This window comes from Bradyrhizobium sp. ARR65, from assembly GCF_000472385.1.
In the GTDB taxonomy this organism is placed as follows: domain Bacteria; phylum Pseudomonadota; class Alphaproteobacteria; order Rhizobiales; family Xanthobacteraceae; genus Bradyrhizobium.
In genome coordinates this window covers 266,323-284,800 of the sequence record NZ_AWZU01000001.1, presented here as the reverse complement: position 1 = coordinate 284,800, position 18,478 = coordinate 266,323, and the positions used below count along the sequence as shown (strand labels likewise).

Below are 18,478 nucleotides of genomic sequence, written 5' to 3'. Positions count from 1 at the left end.
GCATGACGATCGAAAAGGCGCGAGCCCGCAATCTGGCGACACATTGCGCCCGAGACTGCTGCAAAGCTCGACGCTCTTGATGGCTGCCGCTTGAGACCTACTGAAGCCGAGCCACACTGCTCACCCCGCCGCCAACGCCGTCCCGTATCCCAGCCGCTTCGAAATATCTTCCGCGCAGGAGCGCAAGGCGTTCGCGATCGGGCCGTCCCAGCTTGCGTCGAAGGTGCCTTCCGGGCCCATGGCGGTGATGACGAGCGCGACATGGCCGGCGTGGTCGAAGACCGGAGCTGCGAAAGCGTTGACGCCCGGTAACGGATCGCCCATGGCGCGCGCAAGACCGTGGGTGCGGACCTCGGCGAGCATCTCGGCGACTTTCGGACTCTTCGGTGCACGCTTCGGGTTGTAGCCGACGCCGAGATGATCGAGGCCGCTTTCGAGCGCGGCGTTCACGATCTTCGGCGGCAGGAACGCTGTAAAGGCGCGGCCCGTGGCGGTTTCAAGCAGCGCCATCACCGAGCCGACGCGCATCACGATATGGACGGGGTGGCTGGGCTCCTCCAGCCGGACCACCGTGGGGCCATGGGTGCCCCAGACGGAGAGCGAGACGGCATGCTTGATGGCGCTGGCGAGTGCAGCGATCTTCGGCGTCGCGATCCGCACGGCCGAAAGCCGGCGCAGGCTGATCAGGCCAAGCTCGAGCGCGAGCGCGCCGATCTCGTAGCGGCCGGTCGTTTCATCCTGCTCGATCAGTCCGATCCGGGAAAAGCTCACAAGATAGGGATGCGCCTTTGCCGGCGACATGCCGGCCTCGCGCGCGAGATCGCGCAGCATCATCGGCTCGCCGCTGCGCGCCAGGGCGCGGAGCAATTCCCCGCCCACCTCGATCGACTGGATGCCGCGGCTTTGCCTGGCCATGTGTCCCCGTTCGCCGTTCGCCTTGAGCATCGGCCCCATCAGCGAGGCTGATCTGCTCTCGACATGCCGTTACACCGCCAGAAATCCTCCGTCGACGGGCAGTGTCGCGCCGTTCACATAAGATGCCATGTCGGAGACGAGAAACACCACGGGTCCGACCAACTCGTCGGGCTCGCCGACGCGGCCGAGTGGGGTGCGGCTCATGAACGACGCCAATCGCGCCGGATCATCGCGCGTTGCTTGCGTCATGGCGGTTGCGATCACGCCCGGCGCGATGGCATTGACGCGGATGCCGTCAGGCGCGAGATCGCGTGCCAGCGCCTGCGTCAGGAGCTTTATGCCACCTTTGGACGGCGCATAGCCGAGCGTGCCGCCGACGCCGACAAACGAGGCGATGGAGCCGAGATTGACGATCGCGCCGCGCGTCTGGCGCAGCGCGGGTAGAAAGGCGTGGGTGACGTTGAAAACGCCGGTGAGGTTGACGTCGAGCACGCGCCGCCAGTTTTCAGGCGCATGGGGTGAGTCGATCCCCTCGCGGATGATGATGCCGGCGTTGTTGATGAGGATCGCGATCGGACCGATGTCGCGCGCCACGCTGCGGGCCAGCGCGTTGCAGGCTTCCGGATCCGTCACATCGAGCCGGAACGCCCAGGCTGCGCGGCCGCCCTCGCGGATCTCCCCCGCCGTGCGCTCGCTGCCTTCGAGATCGACGTCGCTGACCACCACGTCGGCACCATGCGCGGCGAGCCCGAGCGCGATCGCTCGCCCGTTGCCGTGGGCCGCCCCGGTGATCAACGCACGCTTGCCTGCGAGGAGATCGCTGATCATGCTCATGCCGCGCTCCTTTCCGCCGCGCTGTCGGCCAGATGCCGACCGGCGATGTAACCGAAGGTCAAGGCAGGCCCGAGGGTGATGCCGGCGCCCGGATAGTTGCCGCCCATGATGCTCGCCATGTCGTTGCCGGCGGCATAAAGCCCCGGAATCACGCGGCCCTCGGCATCGAGCGCACGCGCGTTTGCGTCGGTGACGATCCCGGCGTACGTGCCGAGGTCGCCGATCACCATCTTGATCGCATAGAATGGCGCGTTTGCGATCGGCGCAACGCAAGGGTTGGGCCCGTGCAGGGCATCGCCCTGGTAGCGATTATAGGCACGCGTGCCCTTGCCAAAGAGAGGATCGCGCCCTTCACCTGCCGTGGCGTTGAATTGCGCCACGGTCTCGGCGAGACCCTTCGCGTCAATTCCGGCTTGGCCGGCGAGCTCGGCGAGTGTTGAGCCGCGCATCAGGTAGCCTGAGCCCAGATGGTGGCCCAGCGGCATCGGAAACGGCGGAACGCAGCCGAGGCCGTATTTCCGCAACGTCTTGTGATCGCAGATCAGGAACGCGGCAATCTCCTCGCCCGGTTTTGCCGCCTTCATCAAGTCCTGGACAAAATCGTGATAGGAATTGCCTTCATTGGCGAAGCGCTTGCCGTCGCGCATCACGGCGATCACGCCGGGCTTGGCGCGGTCTATGAAGTGCGGCATCACCCCGCGCGAGCCATCCTTGCGCCGCGTGAGCGAGACCGGCACCCAGGCGGCTGCATTCGGCAGGCGATCCTCGATGCGGCCGCCCGCGGCCTCCGCGAGCCGTAATCCGTCGCCGGTGTTGCCGACGGGTCCCGGCGAAAAATGCTCCGCGCCGGTCGGCGCATGCGGAAACATCGCCTTGCGTCGCGCGACATCATGCGGGAAACCGCCGCAGGCGAGCACGACGCCGCACCGTGCGCGCACGTGCACGCTGCGGCCCTCGCGCGTGACGATCCCACCATGCACCGCGCCGCTTTCAACGATGAGCTCGCGCACCGGCGATGACAGCCAGAGCGGTATCTTCAGGTCGAGTGCAGATTTCGCCAGCCGCCCCGCGAGCGCATTGCCGTTGGTCAAAGTCATGCCGCGACCATGGCGCAGCACATCCAGCAGATGCCGCGACAGCCGCTTTGCGACGTAAGCCGCCGAGGTCAGCGAGCGCGTCGCACGCATGAAGTGAATGATCTCCTTGCCCGAGCCGAGCATCATGCCGAACACGGTGAGTTCGGGGAGCGGCGCGCCCAGATTCTTGATGTGCTCGCCGAGCTCGCGCCCGTCGAAGGGACGCGTCACCATGGAGCGGCCGCCTTGCGCCCCGCCCGGTGCTTCCGCGTGATAATCCGGGAACACCAGTGGCATGTCGAAGCGGAGCGCGGTCTCTGTCGTGAAGAAGTCAACCGCTTCGGGGCCTGCCGCAAGGAAGGCATCGACCCTCGCCGCATCGAAATTGTTGCCGGCCTCGTGCCGCAGATAGGTGCGCGCGGCATCCTGCGACTCGTTGATGCCGTAGGCGCGCGCGAGCGAGGTGCCGGGAATCCACAACCAGCCGCCGGAGCGCGCGGTGGTGCCGCCGAAGCGTGGCTCCTTCTCGACAACAAGCACGTCGAGGCCGCGATGCCGCGCGGTGATCGCCGCGGCCATGCCGGCGCATCCCGATCCGGCGACGAGCACGTCGCACTCGTAAGTCTCGCCTGTGTTGTCGATGATCGCACCCATCGCGCACCCTCACTTTTTCAGCAGCGGACATTTCGACTCGGAGACCGGGCGGAAAGCGTCCTCGCCTTTCACGGTCTTGACGATGTCGAGATAGTCCCAGGGCTCCTTGGATTGTTCGGGTGATTTCACTTTTGCCAGATACATGTCGCGGATCACGCGCCCGTCCTCGCGCAAGCGTCCGCCGTGCACGAAAGTGTCCTCGATCGGCAATTCGCGCATCTTGGCCATCACCTTGGCTGGATCGTCGGTACCGGCGGCCTTGATTGCCTTCAGATAATGCAGCACCGCGCCGTAAACGCCGGTCTGGATCATGGTCGGCATCACATGCACACGTTGGAAGAATTTTTGCGACCAGGCACGGGTCGCCTCATCCATGTTCCAGTATGACGCCGTCGTCATGTAGGTGCCTTGCGCGGCTTTCAGGCCGATCGCATGCACGTCGGTGTCGAACATCAGGAGACCGACGAGCTTCTGGCCGCCTTGCGCGAGGCCAAACTCGCCGGACTGCTTGATCGCATTGTCGGTGTCCTGGCCGGCATTGGCAAAGGCGACCACGTCGGCCCTCGAGCTCTGCGCCTGCAGCGCGAAGGAGGAGAAATCGGCAGTATTGGTCGGATGACGCACGCTGCCCAGCACGGTGCCGCCCATCCCCTTGATGAAGCGCGTGGCGTCGGCCTCGAGCTGATGACCGAAAGCATAATCGGCCGTGACGAAGAACCAGGACTTGCCGCCCTCCTTGATCATCGCCGAGGCGGTGACCTTCGACAGCGCGTAAGTGTCGTAGGTGAAGTGCACCGTATTGGGACTGCACAGCTCATCGGTGAGGGAGCTCGCGCCCGGGCCGGACAACAGCGCGATCTTGTTGCGCTCGCGCACCATGTTGTGGACCGCAATCGCAATCCCGGAATTTGGAATATCGACGACGGCATCGACCTTGCCGTTGTCGAACCAGCCGCGCACGATCTGCACGCCGACATCGGTTTTCATCTGATGATCGGCGCTGATGATCTCGATCGGCTTGCCGAGCACGGTGGGCCCGAATTCCTCCACGGCCATTTTGGCCGCCTCGACCGAGCCTGGGCCGGAGTTGTCGCGGCCCCAGCTCGAAAGGTCGGTGAGGACGCCGATCCGCACCACGTCGTCGGAAATCTGCGCGTGCGCAGTCGATGCAAGGCTTGCGAGGATGGCGCAAGCCAGAAGCCGTCTCATGAGTTTCCTTCCCTTACGTTCGCCCGCTCTGCGGCGGATACTGCGAATTAGCTATTATCAAATTCGTTTGTCAATCATGAATTCGATCTTTGGAGAATGGGTACCCCCATCGAGCCCCGATGAGCGTGGTCTCGGTAACGAGCTACGGTCCAAGTTCCTGTGCTGCGGCGCGAGTATCGGGTCGACGGTCTTCTCGCCGAATGTTCACTTCGCGTCGGAGCGACAATGGGAAACGCGAAGCTCGGAGTTGGACGAGCCCGTTTCAGTTATTGCGCGATTTCCGCGCGCAGCACGTGATCGGCTCAGTGATCAACTCGAGTATCACCACCCCGTCGTCTCGTTTCGGGCGCATCAGCCTCGCAGGCGCCACTGACATTTGCGTGCACGCAATTTCGATTGCAAACAGCCGAACGACCGCAGCGAATTCGAAAGTAACGCAACTGCCAGCGCGCAAATCACTCGCAATCGCGCTCCCCGCTTGCGACGGATCGTCGTCGTCCTTTCTTTCGGGTCGAATCCGGTATATGGTGCGAACTGTCATTAAACTGTCACACAATCACAGAATGCCTGAAAACGATGCGATAGCGCTCGCCGGTGAAGGCTTGCGCGCCGTGACCGGGCTCCAGGACGATGCCAGTCCGCCACCAAGCAGAAGGCAGACAAGAAAGTCTGCAACGTCTGCCACGAAGCAAGACGCAGCCGAGCTTCCCGTTGAAGAGCTGACGTCCACCGAAGCAACTCCGGCGGAAACGCCGGCTAGAATTGAAGCGGCATCGGACGCTTCTTCGCCAAACGGTACCGCGCCACGCGGCAGCGAATTCGAACTCAAGCTCCTTGTCGAGTCCGATCGGCTGGCGGACTTCAACGACGCGCCGGTTATCGCGACGAACGCGCGCAGCAAGGGCACGCGAAAGCATCTCAAGTCCGTGTACTACGACACGCCGGAGCGGACGCTTTGGCGCAACGGCCTGAGCTTGCGGGTTCGCCAGAGCGGCGCGCGCTGTTTGCAGACCGTCAAGGCCGAATCCGGTGACGACCCGCTCCGCCGCGGCGAGTGGGAGGCGAGCGTCCCATCCATGGCGCCCGATCTCGCGCTTGCGATGCCCTTCATTCCGGCCAAGCTTCGCGCCGACGTCGAATCCGACCGGCTCGAAGCGGTTTTCATTGCCGATATCCGGCGACACCAGCGCATCATCGAGTTGCCATCCGGCACCGTCGAAATTGCTTTCGATCAGGGCGTTCTAAAATCGGACGATCGCTCGCTCACTCTGAGCGAAATCGAGTTGGAGTTGAAGGGCGGCAGCGCCAGCGCGATCTACGAACTCGCGCTCCGGCTCGCCGAGCATGGGCCGGTCAGGCCGTCGATCCGCAGCAAGGCCGCACGCGGATTTGATCTGGCGGATGACACGCCACCTGCCGCGAGAAAACCGCCAAAGCTTCGCTTCGACCCGTCGATCCCGCTGGATGACGCGTTCGCGACGACGCTGCGCTCCTGTCTCGGCCATCTTCTGCAGTCGCTGCCGGCCGCCGAGGATGGCCGCGATCCCGAAGGCATCCATCAGATGCGCGTGTCGCTGCGCCGGCTCCGGTCGGCGCTGCATTTGATGCGATCGGTCGGGGCAAACAACAAGCTCGAATCGCTGCAGTCAGAAGCAAAATGGCTGGCGCAAAGCCTCTCGGCCGCGCGCGATTGGGACATCTTTCAAGGCGAGACGTTGCCGAAGGTCGCGAAAGGCTGTCCCTCGATCGGCGGCTTCGACAATTTGGAAGAGGTTGCCGAGGAGCGCCGCTCGGCGGCCTATCGCAACGTGCGTTTCGTGCTGGCCGACCGCCGCTGCGCGCATTTCCTGATTGAGCTGGGCGGCTGGATCGAAACGAGAGGCTGGCGTGGCGACATTGCTCCCGAGGATCTCGGACAACTGGCGGAGCCCGCGATTAATTTCGCGCGACGCATCCTGTCCGATCAATATGCCAAGGTACTCAAGCGCGGCCGCCGCTTCAAATCGCTGGACGCCGAAGAGCGGCACCGCTTGCGGCTCGCCGTGAAGAAATTGCGCTATGTCGCCGATTTCCTGTTGCCCTTGTATGGGCGAAAGAAGGCGACGAAACGCTTCAGCGCCAAGCTCGCGGAGCTACAGGAACAACTCGGCTCCTTCAACGACATGGCGACGACGGCGTCGTTGCTTGCCGGGCTCGGTGCGGAGACCTCGGATTGCGGCACGGCAGCCGCCGCAATTACGGGGTGGCAGGCTCACGCCATGGCCGGTTCCGAGCCGCGGTTATGGAACGCATGGTGCGATTTCGTGAAAGCGAAGCCGCCCTGGTTGCGGGAAGCGGAAGCGTGATCCACGACATGCCAAAATATGCGATCGCTAGTCCGCCTGGCTGATTTGCCGCTGCCCTCGTCGTCGCTCGACCGTGATCTCGGCAAGGATCGACATCGCGATCTCCTCCGGTGTGATGGCGCCGAGATCGAGGCCCGCCGGCGCCTTGATGCGGTCGATCATCTCGTTGGCGATGCCTTCCGCCAGCAGCCTGTCGCGGAGCGCGGCCATCTTGCGGCGGCTGCCGACGAAGGCGTGATAACAGCCTTCAGTGGCGAGCGCTGCGCGCAACGCCGCCTCGTCGCCCTTGCCTTGCGTCGAGACCACGACAAAGCGCCTGGCCTGATGCAACTCGCCCAGCGCAAAGCCGTCGATCAGCATGTCGGCATCGATCGTTGAAGGACGATCCGCCGCAGGAGCCGCCAGCGTCACGTGATAGCCGAGCTGCCGCGCCTGCGTCGCAAGCGACAGCGCGACGGGGCTAGCGCCGAAAACAACCAGCGAAGGATGCGGCAGCACCGGCTCGACGAAAATGTCCATGGTGCCTTTGCTCGGGCAAAAATTTACGGCAAAGCGCACGCCGTCGCGGTGCTCGCCCGCTTTCACGCCGAGTTCGGCGAGTAAGTTCTCCGGCCGCACCGAGACCATGCGCGGCTCGCCGTCGGCGAGCGCCTCGCACGCCGCCTTCAGCACCGCACCGCGGGCGCAGCCACCGCCGATCCAGCCCGCCACCACCGTGCCATCGGGCGCAATGATCGCCTTCGCCCCGGCCTTGGCCGCGGTCACCGAGACCGTGCGCACCACGGTCGCCAATACAAATGTCTGTTCGGCGGCTTTCATTTGCGCGACCAGATCCATCACATCGACATGGGCGGTCATGACGCACTCCTAGAGCTTGGCCAAATATGGCTCGAGCGCGCCCAGGCTTTTCAGCGTGTTGGCGGGCGCATAGAGATCGACATGCGGGAGGGCGGCTTGGATGCCGGCAGCGACCGGCGTGTAACCTTCCCATGCCATCATCGGGTTGAGCCAGACGATGCGGCGGCAGCGTTTTGTCAGCGCCGCCATTTCGCGGCCGAGCAGCTTGGCATCGCCGGTCTCATAGCCATCGGAGACGATCATCACGCAGCTACGCGAATGAATGACCCGCGCAGCATGGTGGCGGTTGAAGGTCGCGAGACTCTCGCCGATCCTGGTGCCGCCGCCCGCGCCCTGCGCCAGAATCGACAGCCGGTCGAGCGCGCGGGCTGCGTCTTTTTCCTTCATCGCATCTGACACGTGGGCGAGCCGGGTGTGGAACAGGAACGCTTCGGCCTCGCGAAATTCATCGAGCACGCCATGGACGAAGCGCAGAAACACGCCGGTATACATGCTCATCGAGCCGGAGGCATCGAGCAACACGATCAGTCGGAGCGGCTTGATCTTGCGTCGGCGCTTGACGAGCGAGATCGGCACGCCGCCGTGACTGATATTGCGGTGAATGGTCCGCCTGAGATCGAGACGATAGCCGCGCCGCCGCGCGAGATCGCGCCGTGTCAGCCGCGTGCGCATTGCCTTTGCAAGCCGCGCCGCGGCGGCATGGGCCTGCTCCACCTGATCGGGATCGGCCAAATTGCGGAAATCGGTCTCGCCGAGATTTTCCGCGCGCGAGGCGCCTTCCATACGTCCCTCGCCGCCGCGGCCTTCCGGCGCGCCACCGGCCGATGGCACCTGGTCGCTCACGGAGGGACTGTCGCGCGCGCCTTTGTCCTGTAGGCTCTTCAGCGACGGACTGCTCACCGCTTTTGTCGCGCCCATTGTGCTCGAACGCGACCGCACGCGCTTGCCGAGCCAAAACGCATCGAACAACCCGTCGAATCTGTCCCAGTCGGATTTGCGCGCCGAGAACAGATGCTTCAACGCCGACCGCAACAGGCCGGGGCTCGCGGCGAAACCCGAAGCCATCAAGACCGCGGCGTCCTGCCCCTCGGCAAGTCCGGCCGCAAAACCGTTGTCGCGCAGCGTCCGCAGAAAGGCGGCGAGCTTTTGCGCGGAGAGGCACGAGACCTCATCGATCTCCGCGAAACGCGGATTATCGCCGCAGCAGCTCATGCGACCTTCCCCAACAGGCGGTCGATGACCTCGCGCGTCATCCGCGCGCGATCCTCCTTCGTCTTGAGCAGGCACATCAGGGCCTCGTGCACGACTTCCGGAAGGTCATGGAGATCGCGGATGTCGAGCCCGACCAGCGCCGCCGCCCAGTCCAGCGTCTCGGCGACGCCCGGCACCTTGCGCAAGTCCTCCTTGCGCACGCCTTGGACCATCTGCGCGATCTGCAGCGACAGCGAAGCGGAGGCGCCGTCGATCCGCGCCATGATGATGCGCGCCTCGCGGTCGACGTCGGGATAATCGACATAATGGTAGAGGCAGCGCCGGCGGAGCGCGTCGGAGAGCTCGCGCGTGCCGTTCGAGGTGAGCACGACGTGCGGGATTGAGGCTGCGGTGATGGTGCCGAGCTCGGGGATAGAGACCTGGAAATCGGACAACAGCTCCAGCAGGAAGGCCTCGAACTCGTCATCGGCGCGGTCGATCTCGTCGATCAGAAGCACCGGCGGTTTTTCCTGGCGGATTGCCGCCAGCAACGGCCGTTGCAGCAGATATTTCTCGGAGAAGATCTGGTCCTCGATCGTGTCGGCGTCGGCGCCATGGTGCGCCTGGATCGCCAGCAACTGCCGCTGATAGTTCCATTCATACAGCGCCGAGGATTGATCCAGCCCTTCATAACATTGCAGGCGGATCAGCTCGGTCGCATGCACGCCGGCGAGGGCTTTGGCCACCTCAGTCTTCCCGACGCCCGCCTCGCCTTCCAGGAGCAGTGGGCGTCTCAGGAGCTGCATCAGCGATATCGCGGTCGCAAGCTCGGCGTCGGCGATGTAGCCGCATGTCGCGAGCGCTTTCGCGATCTCGTCTTTTGTTTTCATTCTCCCGACGCCTCCTCATCATTGCGAGGAGCGGAGAGACGAAGCAATCCAGAGAGTCTCGCGTGAGGCTCTGGATTGCTTCGCTCCGCTCGCAATGACGACCGTACCAGCCTACGCCGCGACGGCGCCCAAATTCTTCGCCGCCTGCCAGTTGCGCCAATAGTCATGCGGCATCTGGATGTGTGTCGATCCTAGGAACGAGAAAGCGTCATTTACGGCATTGGAGAATGCCGGCACACCACCCACATTCGGGCTCTCGCCAACGCCCTTGGCGCCGATCGGGTGATGTGGCGAAGGCGTCACCGTAAAATCGGTCTCCCAATGCGGCGTCTCCACTGCGGTCGGCATGAAGAAATCCATGAACGAGCCGGTCACGACATTGCCGCCGTCATCGTAGCGGATTTCCTGGCCCATCGCGATCGCGAACGCCTCGGTCAGGCCGCCATGCACCTGGCCCTCGATGATCATCGGGTTGATGCGGGTGCCGCAATCGTCGAGCGCATAGAAGCGCCTGATCTTGTAGACGCCGGTATCGACATCAATGTCCATCACGCACAGATAGGCGCCGAACGGATAGGTCATGTTGGGCGGATCGTAATAGCTCACCGCTTCCAGCCCAGGCTCCATGCCTGGTGGCACGGAGTTGTAGGCCGCCCAGCAGATATCCTTCATCGACATGAACTTCTCCGGCAGGCCTTTGACGCGGAAGCCGTCGATGTCCCATTCGAGATCGTCCTCGTGCACCTCGAGCTTGTAGGCCGCGATCATCTGCGCCTTGGCCTTGATCTTTCGCGCCGCCATGGCGATCGCGGCGCCCGCAACGGGAGTCGAGCGCGAACCGTAGGTGCCGAGCCCGTAAGGCGCGGTATCCGTGTTGCCCTCCTCCACCATGATGTTATCGGCGGGGATGCCGATCTCGCTCGCAATGATCTGTGCCCAGGTGGTCTCATGTCCCTGGCCCTGGCTCTTTGTCCCCATGCGCGCGATGCCCGCACCTGTGGGATGCATGCGGATCTCGCAGGAGTCGAACATCGCGATGCCAAGAATATCGCAATTTTTCGACGGCCCGGCGCCGACGATCTCGGTGAAGAAGGAGACCCCGAGCCCCATGATCTCGCGCGTCTCGCCGCGCTTGAACGCCGCGCGCCTCGAAGCCTGCTCCTTGCGAAGCGCGGCGTAATCCGTCACCTCCATCATCTTGCGCATCGCGGCGTGATAGTCGCCGGAATCATATTCCCACCCCAGCGCCGAGTGATACGGGAACTGCTCGCGCCGGATGAAGTTCTTAAGCCGCAATTCGGCCGGATCCATACCGAGCTTTTGCGCCAGGATGTCCATGGCGCGCTCGATGCAATAGGCCGCCTCCGTCACGCGGAAGGAGCAGCGGTAGGCGACCCCGCCCGGCGCCTTGTTGGTGTAGACGCCGTCGACCGTGAGATGCGCGACCGGAAAGTCATAGGATCCGGTGACGATGTTGAAGAAACCCGCCGGCCATTTCGAGGGGTCTGCACAGGCGTCGAAGGCACCGTGATCGGCGAGCACATGAACGCGCAAGCCCATAACCCTGCCGTCCTTGGTCGCGGCGATCTCGGTTGTCATGTGATAGTCGCGCGCAAACGAGGTCGCCGTTAGGTTCTCGATGCGGTCCTCGACCCATTTCACCGGCTTGCCGGTGACGATCGAGGCCACCGCCGCGCAGATATAGCCCGGATAGGCCCCGACCTTGTTGCCGAAACCGCCGCCGATATCGGGCGAGATCACGTGGATCTTCTGCTCCGGCAGCTTTGCGATCAGCGAAACCACGGTGCGGATGACATGCGGCGCCTGGAACGTGCCCCAGATGGTCAGCTCGGCCTTGACCTTGTCGAATGAGCAGACGCACTGGCACGTCTCCAAGGGCGAGGGATGGGTGCGGTGATAGGAGATCAGCTCCTTGATGGTGACATCGGCCTTCTTGAACGCGGCATCCGTCAGCTCCTTGTCGCCAACGGTCCATTCGAAGATGTGGTTGTGGTGTTTGCGCGGGCCATGGGCGCCTGATGTCTTGCCTGCGAGATCTTCGCGCAGCACCGGTGCATCCGGCGCCATGGATTTGAACGGATCGATCAGCGGCGGCAACGGTTCGTATTCGACCACCACCTTGCTGACGCCGTCGTCGGCGGCATAGCGGTCGGTCGCGACCACGAAGGCAACCTCCTGGTTCTGGAACAGCACCTTGCCGTCGGCCAAGACCATTTGCACGTCGCCGGCCAGTGTCGGCATCCAGGCGAGATTGACGGTCTTCAGCGTCTCCGCGGTGATGACCGCGAGCACACCCGGCACTTTCATCGCCTCTTCCGAATTGATCGACTTGACGCGCGCATGCGCATGCGGCGAGCGGACGAAATCGCCGTGCAGCATGCCAGGCAGCGTCACGTCATCGACGTAATTGCCCTTCCCTTGGGTGAAGCGGATGTCTTCGACGCGCTTGCGCTTGCAGCCCAAGCCTTCGAGCGCGGCGGTGCGTTGTTCCCGCGTGGGAGTCACATCGTTCATTCCGCAGCCTCCTTGAATTCCACGCCGTTGAGCTTGGCGGCGGCGTATTGGATCGCCTTGACGATGTTCTGGTAGCCGGTGCAGCGGCAGATGTTGCCGGCAATGCCCTGCCGGATCTCTTCCTCCGTCGGAGCCGGGTTCTCCTTCAAGAGCCGATGCGCACGCATGATCATGCCCGGCGTGCAATAGCCACATTGCAGGCCATGCATCATCCTGAAACCTTCCTGCAGCGGCGACAGCGAGCCGTCGGCGTTGGCCATGCCCTCGATCGTGGTGATCTCGGAACCGTCGGCCTGGACGGCGAACATCGTGCAGCTCTTCACCGACATGCCCTCGATATCGACAGTGCAGGCGCCGCAATGGGTGGTCTCGCAGCCGATGTGGGTGCCGGTGAGCTGCAGGTTCTCGCGGATGAAATGCACGAGCAGCGTGCGCGGCTCGACCAAGCCTTCGACCTCGGTGCCGTTGACTTTCATGCTGATGCGGGTCTTTGCCATTGATCTCTCTCCCTTATCTCGCGCGCCCGGCGGCGCGCTGCAGCGCCCGCATCACCATGACGCCGCCGACATGCTTGCGGTATTCCACCGGCCCGCGTGCGTCCGCGGCGGGCGACATGATCGCCTCCGCCGCGGCTGCTGCCTGCTTCAGTGTCGCCGCGTCCAGGCCGGTGCTGATCACGACGTTGGCTGCGTCGGTGGCAAGCAACGGCGTCTCGTGCAGGTTGGTCAGCCCGATCGCACAGCTCGCGACCTTGCCGTCGGCCATCGTCAGCACCACGGCTGCGGCTGCAGTCGCGTAGTCGCCGACCTTGCGCTTCAGCTTCTCGTAGGCATACCCATGCCCGGCCGCGGGTGCGGGAATGGTAATGGAGGTAAGAATTTCACCGGGCTCGAGCGCGGTGAAATAGGCGCCCTGGTAAAACTCGCCCGCCGCGACATTGCGGGCGCCGTTCGGCCCTTCGAGCCGGTAAGTGGCGCCGAGCGTCAGCATGAGCGCCGGCATGTCGTTGCCGGGGTCGCCATTGGCGACATTGCCGCCCAAGGTGCCGCGGTAGCGCACCTGGGGATCGGCGATCAGGGCGGCGGCCTCCTGCAGGATCGGCAGGGCTGTTCTGATCTCATTGGAGGCCAGCAGCTGCTGCTGGGTGGTCATCGCGCCGATGACAATCTTGTCGTCGTCCCGGCGGATGCCCGTCAATCCGGCAACCCCGTGCAGATCGATCAGATGGCCGGGGGTCGCCAGACGTAGCTTCATCATCGGGATGAGGCTGTGGCCTCCGGCAAGCGGACGAGCCTCCTCGCCGAAAGTGGACAAGAGGTTTATCGCCTCGGCCACACTCGCGGGCCGGTGATAGCTGAATGTGCCGGGAATCATCGTCTCCTCCCTCCGTCCTTTGCACGCGTTGGATTCGCGCAGACGTTGGCGGAGACGGTCTCTCCGCATAAGTGAGTTCGCAATGATGCGGGCACAAAGGCGCGAAATTCGCACGAGATGCGGCCGTCGGCGCACGAATTGCGTCAGAGTGAGCGACCTAATTGGTCGTGGCTGTTGCTCCGTCAGCCCTGAGGTGTGAGCGAGAGCGAGCCTCGAAGGATGAACGGCCGCGCTGTGAGAGCCGGGCCGTCGCCCTTCGAGGTAACCCGTAGGCTTGCGCTCAACTATCTACGAAGTTGAGCTTGACGGCGACAGCGTTGACCGAGGCGCGTGCGCGCTGCGGCGCACAAGCCCGAGGCGGGCTTTGACTTCCGCAATCTTGGCGCGACTGACGGGAACGCGATGCGGCGAGGGTCCGTCGAGCTCGATGACCGCGCCGTCTCCCTCTTTGCGGACCAGGGTAACATGCGGGATGGCCACGATATGGCTGCGGTGCACGCGGACGAACAGGCCGGGATCGAGTTGCGCCTCGGCTTCTGAGATCGACCAGGGACACATCCGCTCCCGCGTACCGTCGTGAACACGCGTGTAATGGGCGTCCGCGCGCAAGCTGCGGATATCGGCGGTGTCGATGAAGTGGGTGCCGTCGGCGCCCTCGACGGGAAGCCTTGGCGCCGGCGCAGGCCGCGGCGGCCGGCCGAGCCCGCCGAGCGGCGCCGCCGTCAGCCGCGGCGCGGCCAATGCAACCGGCGTTGCTTCGGCCTGCAGAGCAACGGCTTCGGCGGCACTCACCTGCTCCGCCGCTGTCCCGAGATTTTGCCGCCGCGGATCCGGCACCAGCGACAGCAAGAACCCCGCCGCGATAACGAAGCACAGCACGGCCACGACGATCGACAGGATTTGCGGCGAGGCGGCAAGCCCTATTGCCGCGTGATGATGCGCCGCGACCGTCACGGACGCGAAATGCATACCGCTCATCGCCGTGTAGTGCATGCCAGAGACGGCAAGCCCAAAGGCAATCGCGCTCGCGGTCAGCCGTACGCCATCATGCCGCGCGAGGAAGGCGCGCAGGCCGCCGTAGGCGGTCACGATCGCGACCAGTACCGAAAGCGCGACCATGGCGCCGTCATGCGCAATCGCGAAATCGCCGGCAAGGCCGTGGATGCCGACATAATGCATGCTGACGATGCCGAGCCCCAGCAGCACGGCCGAGGACACCACACGCAACAGTGACGGTTCGCCGATGGACACGAAGAACAGGGAAATGCCGACCACCAGCGCGCAGATCAGAAAGGAAATCACGGTGGGCAGGACGAGATAGACGGCCTCGGGGGGAATCGGTGCCGCAAGCATCCCGACGAAATGCATGGTCCAGATGCCGACTGCGAGAAAGGCGGCAGCGCCGGCCAGCAGCACGCGGCGGCTGACACCCACCGCATTGCGGACGCGGGCTGCCAGCGCAAAACCGGTGTAGCCTCCCAGGATCGCGATCGCCACCGAGAGCGCGACGAGATAGGGATCGTGTCCTTCGAACATGATCTTTTCGGCCCACCCGTCGCCACGGGCAAGCCTCCTCCCGCCGCCGAGCTTACCAACCCGGCGACGGGGATGACAATCAATCCATTGTGGCGGCCTAACCGCCCGCGACGATCCCGGCGGCGACCTGGCCGCGCAGCCGCTCCAGGCTGAGCAGCGTGTTGGCGCAGGCCTCCGCGACTTCGACGCCCTTCGTCGCAAAATGCTTCTTGAAGAACTCGAAATGCGCCTGGGTCTCGTGGAACTGCTGCGGGGTCAGCACTGCGGAGAACACCGGCACCTCGGTGCGCAATTGCACGTCCATCAGCGCCTTGATCACGGTGTCTGCGACGAACTCATGCCGATAGATGCCGCCGTCGACCACGAGTCCGGCCGCGACGATCGCGGTGTAGCGCCGCGTCTTGGCGAGGATCTGCGCATGCAGCGGGATTTCGAACGAGCCCGGCACCTCGAAAATGTCCACTCGCTCGCGCGCGATGTGGCGCGCCTCGATCTCATCAAGAAAGGCGATGCGGGCTTCCATCACCACGTCGCGATGCCAGGAGGACTGCACAAAGGCCACGCGCTGCGGCTTTGCGAAACGCGGGTGCTGGGGCCGCGGCGGTGCATCGCCGGCGGACACACCGGCGCCTTGGGCGGAAGCTTCCAGAACTTGGGACTCTTCGATTTGAGAGCCTTGGATTTGAGAGCCTTGGATTTGAGGATTTTGAAGCTGGGAGTCTTGGACTTGGGGGTCTTGCAACATCTGATTCATGGTTTTCCTCGTTTCAGGACCAGAATCAGGGCACACGGAACGACAAGTCCCGCGCCAAAGCGCGGGTCATCGCGACCGTTCTCTTTCATCCGGACTTTAACCGTCGGCTTCGGATTTGCACCGAATCTGCTGACCCTTCCCTCGATGGGAAGGCGCTCGCGGGCTTGGGCTTGGAGCCCTTACCGCCGGTGGGGACTTTCACCCCGCCCTGAGAACTTAAAGCCACCCGGAATGGATGGCCTGTCCGAAACTATGGCGAATGCGCACGATCCCAGCAAGCGGCTTTGGCATGGAAAATCCTCATGGTTCCCATGCCGGGAGCGCGAATTGCTGCTGCCGTTCCCTCTCACCGTTCTTGCGGGGACGCGACGAGCGAAGCTCGCACTATGAGGGTCGGCGTGATCCCGCCGCGCTTCGCGCGTCGACCTCTCCCCGCAGGCAGGATGAGCGCGGAGCGAATCAACATCGGCTTCCAGGCCCAAAAGTTAACGATTCCTTGCCAGGCCGATTCCGATTCCGGTTTGTTCTCCCGTTAACGATTGTGCTGTGGACGGCCGCCCCTTTGGTTGTGGACGGATTCGGGGCCCCGTTGCGCGGATTCCGCAAATCACATCACTTGATCCCGGCAGGCCCGACCCCCGGGGTTGCAACCGGCAGCACCGCGCGGGAGGCGCGCGCGAACCGGTCGCCGCGTGTGTACCAACAGATCGAAAAAGAAAAGGTCGAGACGGCATGTCCCTGCTCGAAGGCATCGTCGATTCCCCAAAGCACCCGCTCTCGGTGGTCGAGGATATCGCGGCCGATAACAACTGGCCGTTCGAACGCTCCGGCGAAGACGAGGTCACCATCGTCTCCAAGGGCGAGTGGACCGACTATCAGCTCTCCTTCACTTGGATGAGCGAGATCGAGGCGCTGCATCTGGCCTGCGCCTTCGACATGAAGATTCCGACCGCGCGCAAGGCCGAGGTGCAGCAACTGATCGCCGGCATCAACGAGCAATTGTGGGTCGGCCATTTCGATCTCTGGACCCACACCGGCATGATCATGCATCGGCAGGCCTTAGTGCTGCCGGGCGGCATGACGGCCACAAGCCGGCAATGCGAGAGCATGCTGGCCGGCGCCCTCAACGCCTGCGAACGTTATTTTCCCGCGTTCCAATTCGTAGTCTGGGCCGGCAAATCCACGACAGAAGCCCTGGCCGCGGCGATGTTCGACACCGAGGGCGAGGCGTAGTCGTTCGCCAAGCCTTCGGTTGGCATACGCGGGCTTGACCCGCGCATCCATCAAGTAATCAGTCTTAGCTGATCGATAGCCGGGCCGAGCCCGGCAATGACGCGTTAATGCTTGTCGCTGGCCCCGTGCTTCACTACAACCGCCTGTGCTTATGGGTCCCGGCTTTCGCCGGGAAGACAGCGGTATTCGCGGTGAGATCGTGAGTAACACCTCTTCCTTACAAGACATCAACGGCACGATCGCGCTCGCTGGTGCGGGCAAGATGGGCAGCGCCATGCTGACTGGGTGGTTGGCCGGCGGCCTTGATCCCCGACGCGTCGCGGTGATCGAGCCGGCGCCGTCGGCTGACATCAGCGCGCTCGCCGCCAAAGGCGTTGCGCTCAATCCGAAACAGACGGCGACGGTGGACACGCTGGTGATTGCGGTCAAGCCGCAGAGCTTTCGCGACGCAGGCGCCGTGCTGAAACCGTTTGTCGGCCCCGCGACGCTCGTCGTCTCGATCATGGCCGGCATGACGATCGCCTCGTTGCAGGAGGTCTGCGGTGGCGCGGTGGTGCGCGCAATGCCTAACACGCCGGCCGCGATCGGCCGTGGCATCACCGTGGCCGTCCCGGCAAAAGATGTCAGCGCCGTGCAGCGGGCCACGGCCGATGCGCTGCTGCGCGCGACCGGATCGGTCGAGTGGGTCGACGACGAACACCTGATGGATGCGGTGACCGCCGTCTCGGGTTCGGGCCCGGCCTATGTGTTCCTGCTCGCGGAAGAGCTCGCGCGCGCCGGTGTCACCGCCGGATTGCCGCAGGCGCTTTCCGCAAAACTCGCCCGCGAGACAGTGGCCGGTGCCGGCGAACTCTTGCACCGCTCAGACCTGTCCGCCGCCGCACTGCGCGAGAACGTGACCTCGCCCGGCGGCACAACCGCGGCGGCGCTGTCCGTGCTGATGGGCGAGGACGGCTTGCAGGAGCTGATGACGCGCGCGATTGCCGCGGCCACGGCGCGGTCGAAGGAATTGGCGAAGTGACCTCCGGTCATTCCGGGGCGATGCGAAGCATCGAACCCGAAATGACGAGTGAA

The 18,478-nt window shown here is 64.1% G+C and carries 15 protein-coding genes and 1 riboswitch; of the genes, 3 read left to right on the top strand and 12 right to left on the bottom strand.

The window, feature by feature from the left end; all coding sequences use genetic code 11:
* Positions 1-120: 120 nt before the first annotated feature.
* The 4 genes from F758_RS0101440 to F758_RS0101425 all read right to left on the bottom strand — a co-directional run bounded on the left by F758_RS0101440 (position 121) and on the right by F758_RS0101425 (position 4,688).
* Entirely contained in the window at positions 121-915 is a 795-nt protein-coding gene (locus tag F758_RS0101440; RefSeq protein WP_024506171.1) for an IclR family transcriptional regulator, read from the bottom strand.
* A gap of 69 nt (positions 916-984) precedes the next feature.
* Positions 985-1,740 (bottom strand): SDR family NAD(P)-dependent oxidoreductase, encoded by a 756-nt coding sequence (locus F758_RS0101435; RefSeq protein WP_024506170.1) that lies wholly within the window; start codon positions 1,738-1,740, stop codon positions 985-987.
* Between the two features lie 5 nt (positions 1,741-1,745).
* Entirely contained in the window at positions 1,746-3,479 is a 1,734-nt protein-coding gene (locus F758_RS0101430; RefSeq protein WP_024506169.1) for an FAD-dependent oxidoreductase, read from the bottom strand.
* A 9-nt stretch (positions 3,480-3,488) separates the two neighbouring features.
* On the bottom strand, positions 3,489-4,688 hold the full coding sequence (locus F758_RS0101425; protein ID WP_024506168.1) for an ABC transporter substrate-binding protein: 1,200 nt from the start codon (positions 4,686-4,688) through the stop codon (positions 3,489-3,491).
* Between the two features lie 563 nt (positions 4,689-5,251).
* On the opposite strand from F758_RS0101425, the gene F758_RS0101415 reads away from it, so the two are divergent.
* Complete coding sequence (locus F758_RS0101415; RefSeq protein WP_024506166.1) at positions 5,252-7,033, top strand: CYTH and CHAD domain-containing protein; 1,782 nt, start codon at positions 5,252-5,254, stop codon at positions 7,031-7,033.
* Between the two features lie 27 nt (positions 7,034-7,060).
* On the opposite strand, the gene F758_RS0101410 is transcribed toward F758_RS0101415, so the two are convergent.
* The 8 genes from F758_RS0101410 to F758_RS0101375 form a co-directional block, all read right to left on the bottom strand.
* Positions 7,061-7,891, bottom strand: a complete 831-nt coding sequence (locus F758_RS0101410) for an XdhC family protein (RefSeq protein ID WP_024506165.1) — start codon at positions 7,889-7,891, stop codon at positions 7,061-7,063.
* 9 nt (positions 7,892-7,900) lie between these two features.
* A complete protein-coding gene (locus F758_RS0101405) occupies positions 7,901-9,103 on the bottom strand; it encodes a vWA domain-containing protein (RefSeq protein ID WP_024506164.1) in 1,203 nt (400 codons plus the stop codon).
* Positions 9,100-9,972, bottom strand: a complete 873-nt coding sequence (locus tag F758_RS0101400) for an AAA family ATPase (RefSeq protein WP_024506163.1) — start codon at positions 9,970-9,972, stop codon at positions 9,100-9,102. The genes F758_RS0101405 and F758_RS0101400 overlap by 4 nt, the downstream gene beginning before the upstream one ends.
* 111 nt (positions 9,973-10,083) lie before the next feature.
* Entirely contained in the window at positions 10,084-12,507 is a 2,424-nt protein-coding gene (locus F758_RS0101395; RefSeq protein ID WP_024506162.1) for an aerobic carbon-monoxide dehydrogenase large subunit, read from the bottom strand.
* Entirely contained in the window at positions 12,504-13,004 is a 501-nt protein-coding gene (locus F758_RS0101390; RefSeq protein WP_024506161.1) for a (2Fe-2S)-binding protein, read from the bottom strand. The genes F758_RS0101395 and F758_RS0101390 overlap by 4 nt, the downstream gene beginning before the upstream one ends.
* A gap of 13 nt (positions 13,005-13,017) precedes the next feature.
* Positions 13,018-13,881 carry an FAD binding domain-containing protein gene (locus F758_RS0101385; RefSeq protein ID WP_024506160.1) on the bottom strand — a complete coding sequence of 288 codons (864 nt, stop codon included), beginning with the start codon at positions 13,879-13,881 and terminating at the stop codon, positions 13,018-13,020.
* A gap of 288 nt (positions 13,882-14,169) precedes the next feature.
* On the bottom strand, positions 14,170-15,417 hold the full coding sequence (locus tag F758_RS0101380) for an MHYT domain-containing protein (RefSeq protein WP_024506159.1): 1,248 nt from the start codon (positions 15,415-15,417) through the stop codon (positions 14,170-14,172).
* Positions 15,418-15,514: 97 nt separating this feature from the next.
* Positions 15,515-16,171: a 6,7-dimethyl-8-ribityllumazine synthase gene (locus F758_RS0101375; RefSeq protein WP_024506158.1), complete on the bottom strand. Its 657-nt coding sequence runs from the start codon at positions 16,169-16,171 to the stop codon at positions 15,515-15,517.
* Between the two features lie 73 nt (positions 16,172-16,244).
* A riboswitch (FMN riboswitch) is annotated at positions 16,245-16,391 on the bottom strand.
* A 512-nt stretch (positions 16,392-16,903) separates the two neighbouring features.
* Here F758_RS0101375 and F758_RS0101370 point away from each other — a divergent pair.
* Both F758_RS0101370 and proC read left to right on the top strand, forming a co-directional pair.
* Complete coding sequence (locus F758_RS0101370) at positions 16,904-17,404, top strand: type III secretion system chaperone family protein (protein WP_024506157.1); 501 nt, start codon at positions 16,904-16,906, stop codon at positions 17,402-17,404.
* 151 nt (positions 17,405-17,555) lie between these two features.
* The gene (gene proC / locus F758_RS0101365; RefSeq protein ID WP_051386599.1) at positions 17,556-18,425 is read left to right on the top strand and encodes a pyrroline-5-carboxylate reductase; all 870 of its coding nucleotides are present in this window, start codon (positions 17,556-17,558) and stop codon (positions 18,423-18,425) included.
* The last annotated feature ends 53 nt before the right edge of the window (positions 18,426-18,478 follow it).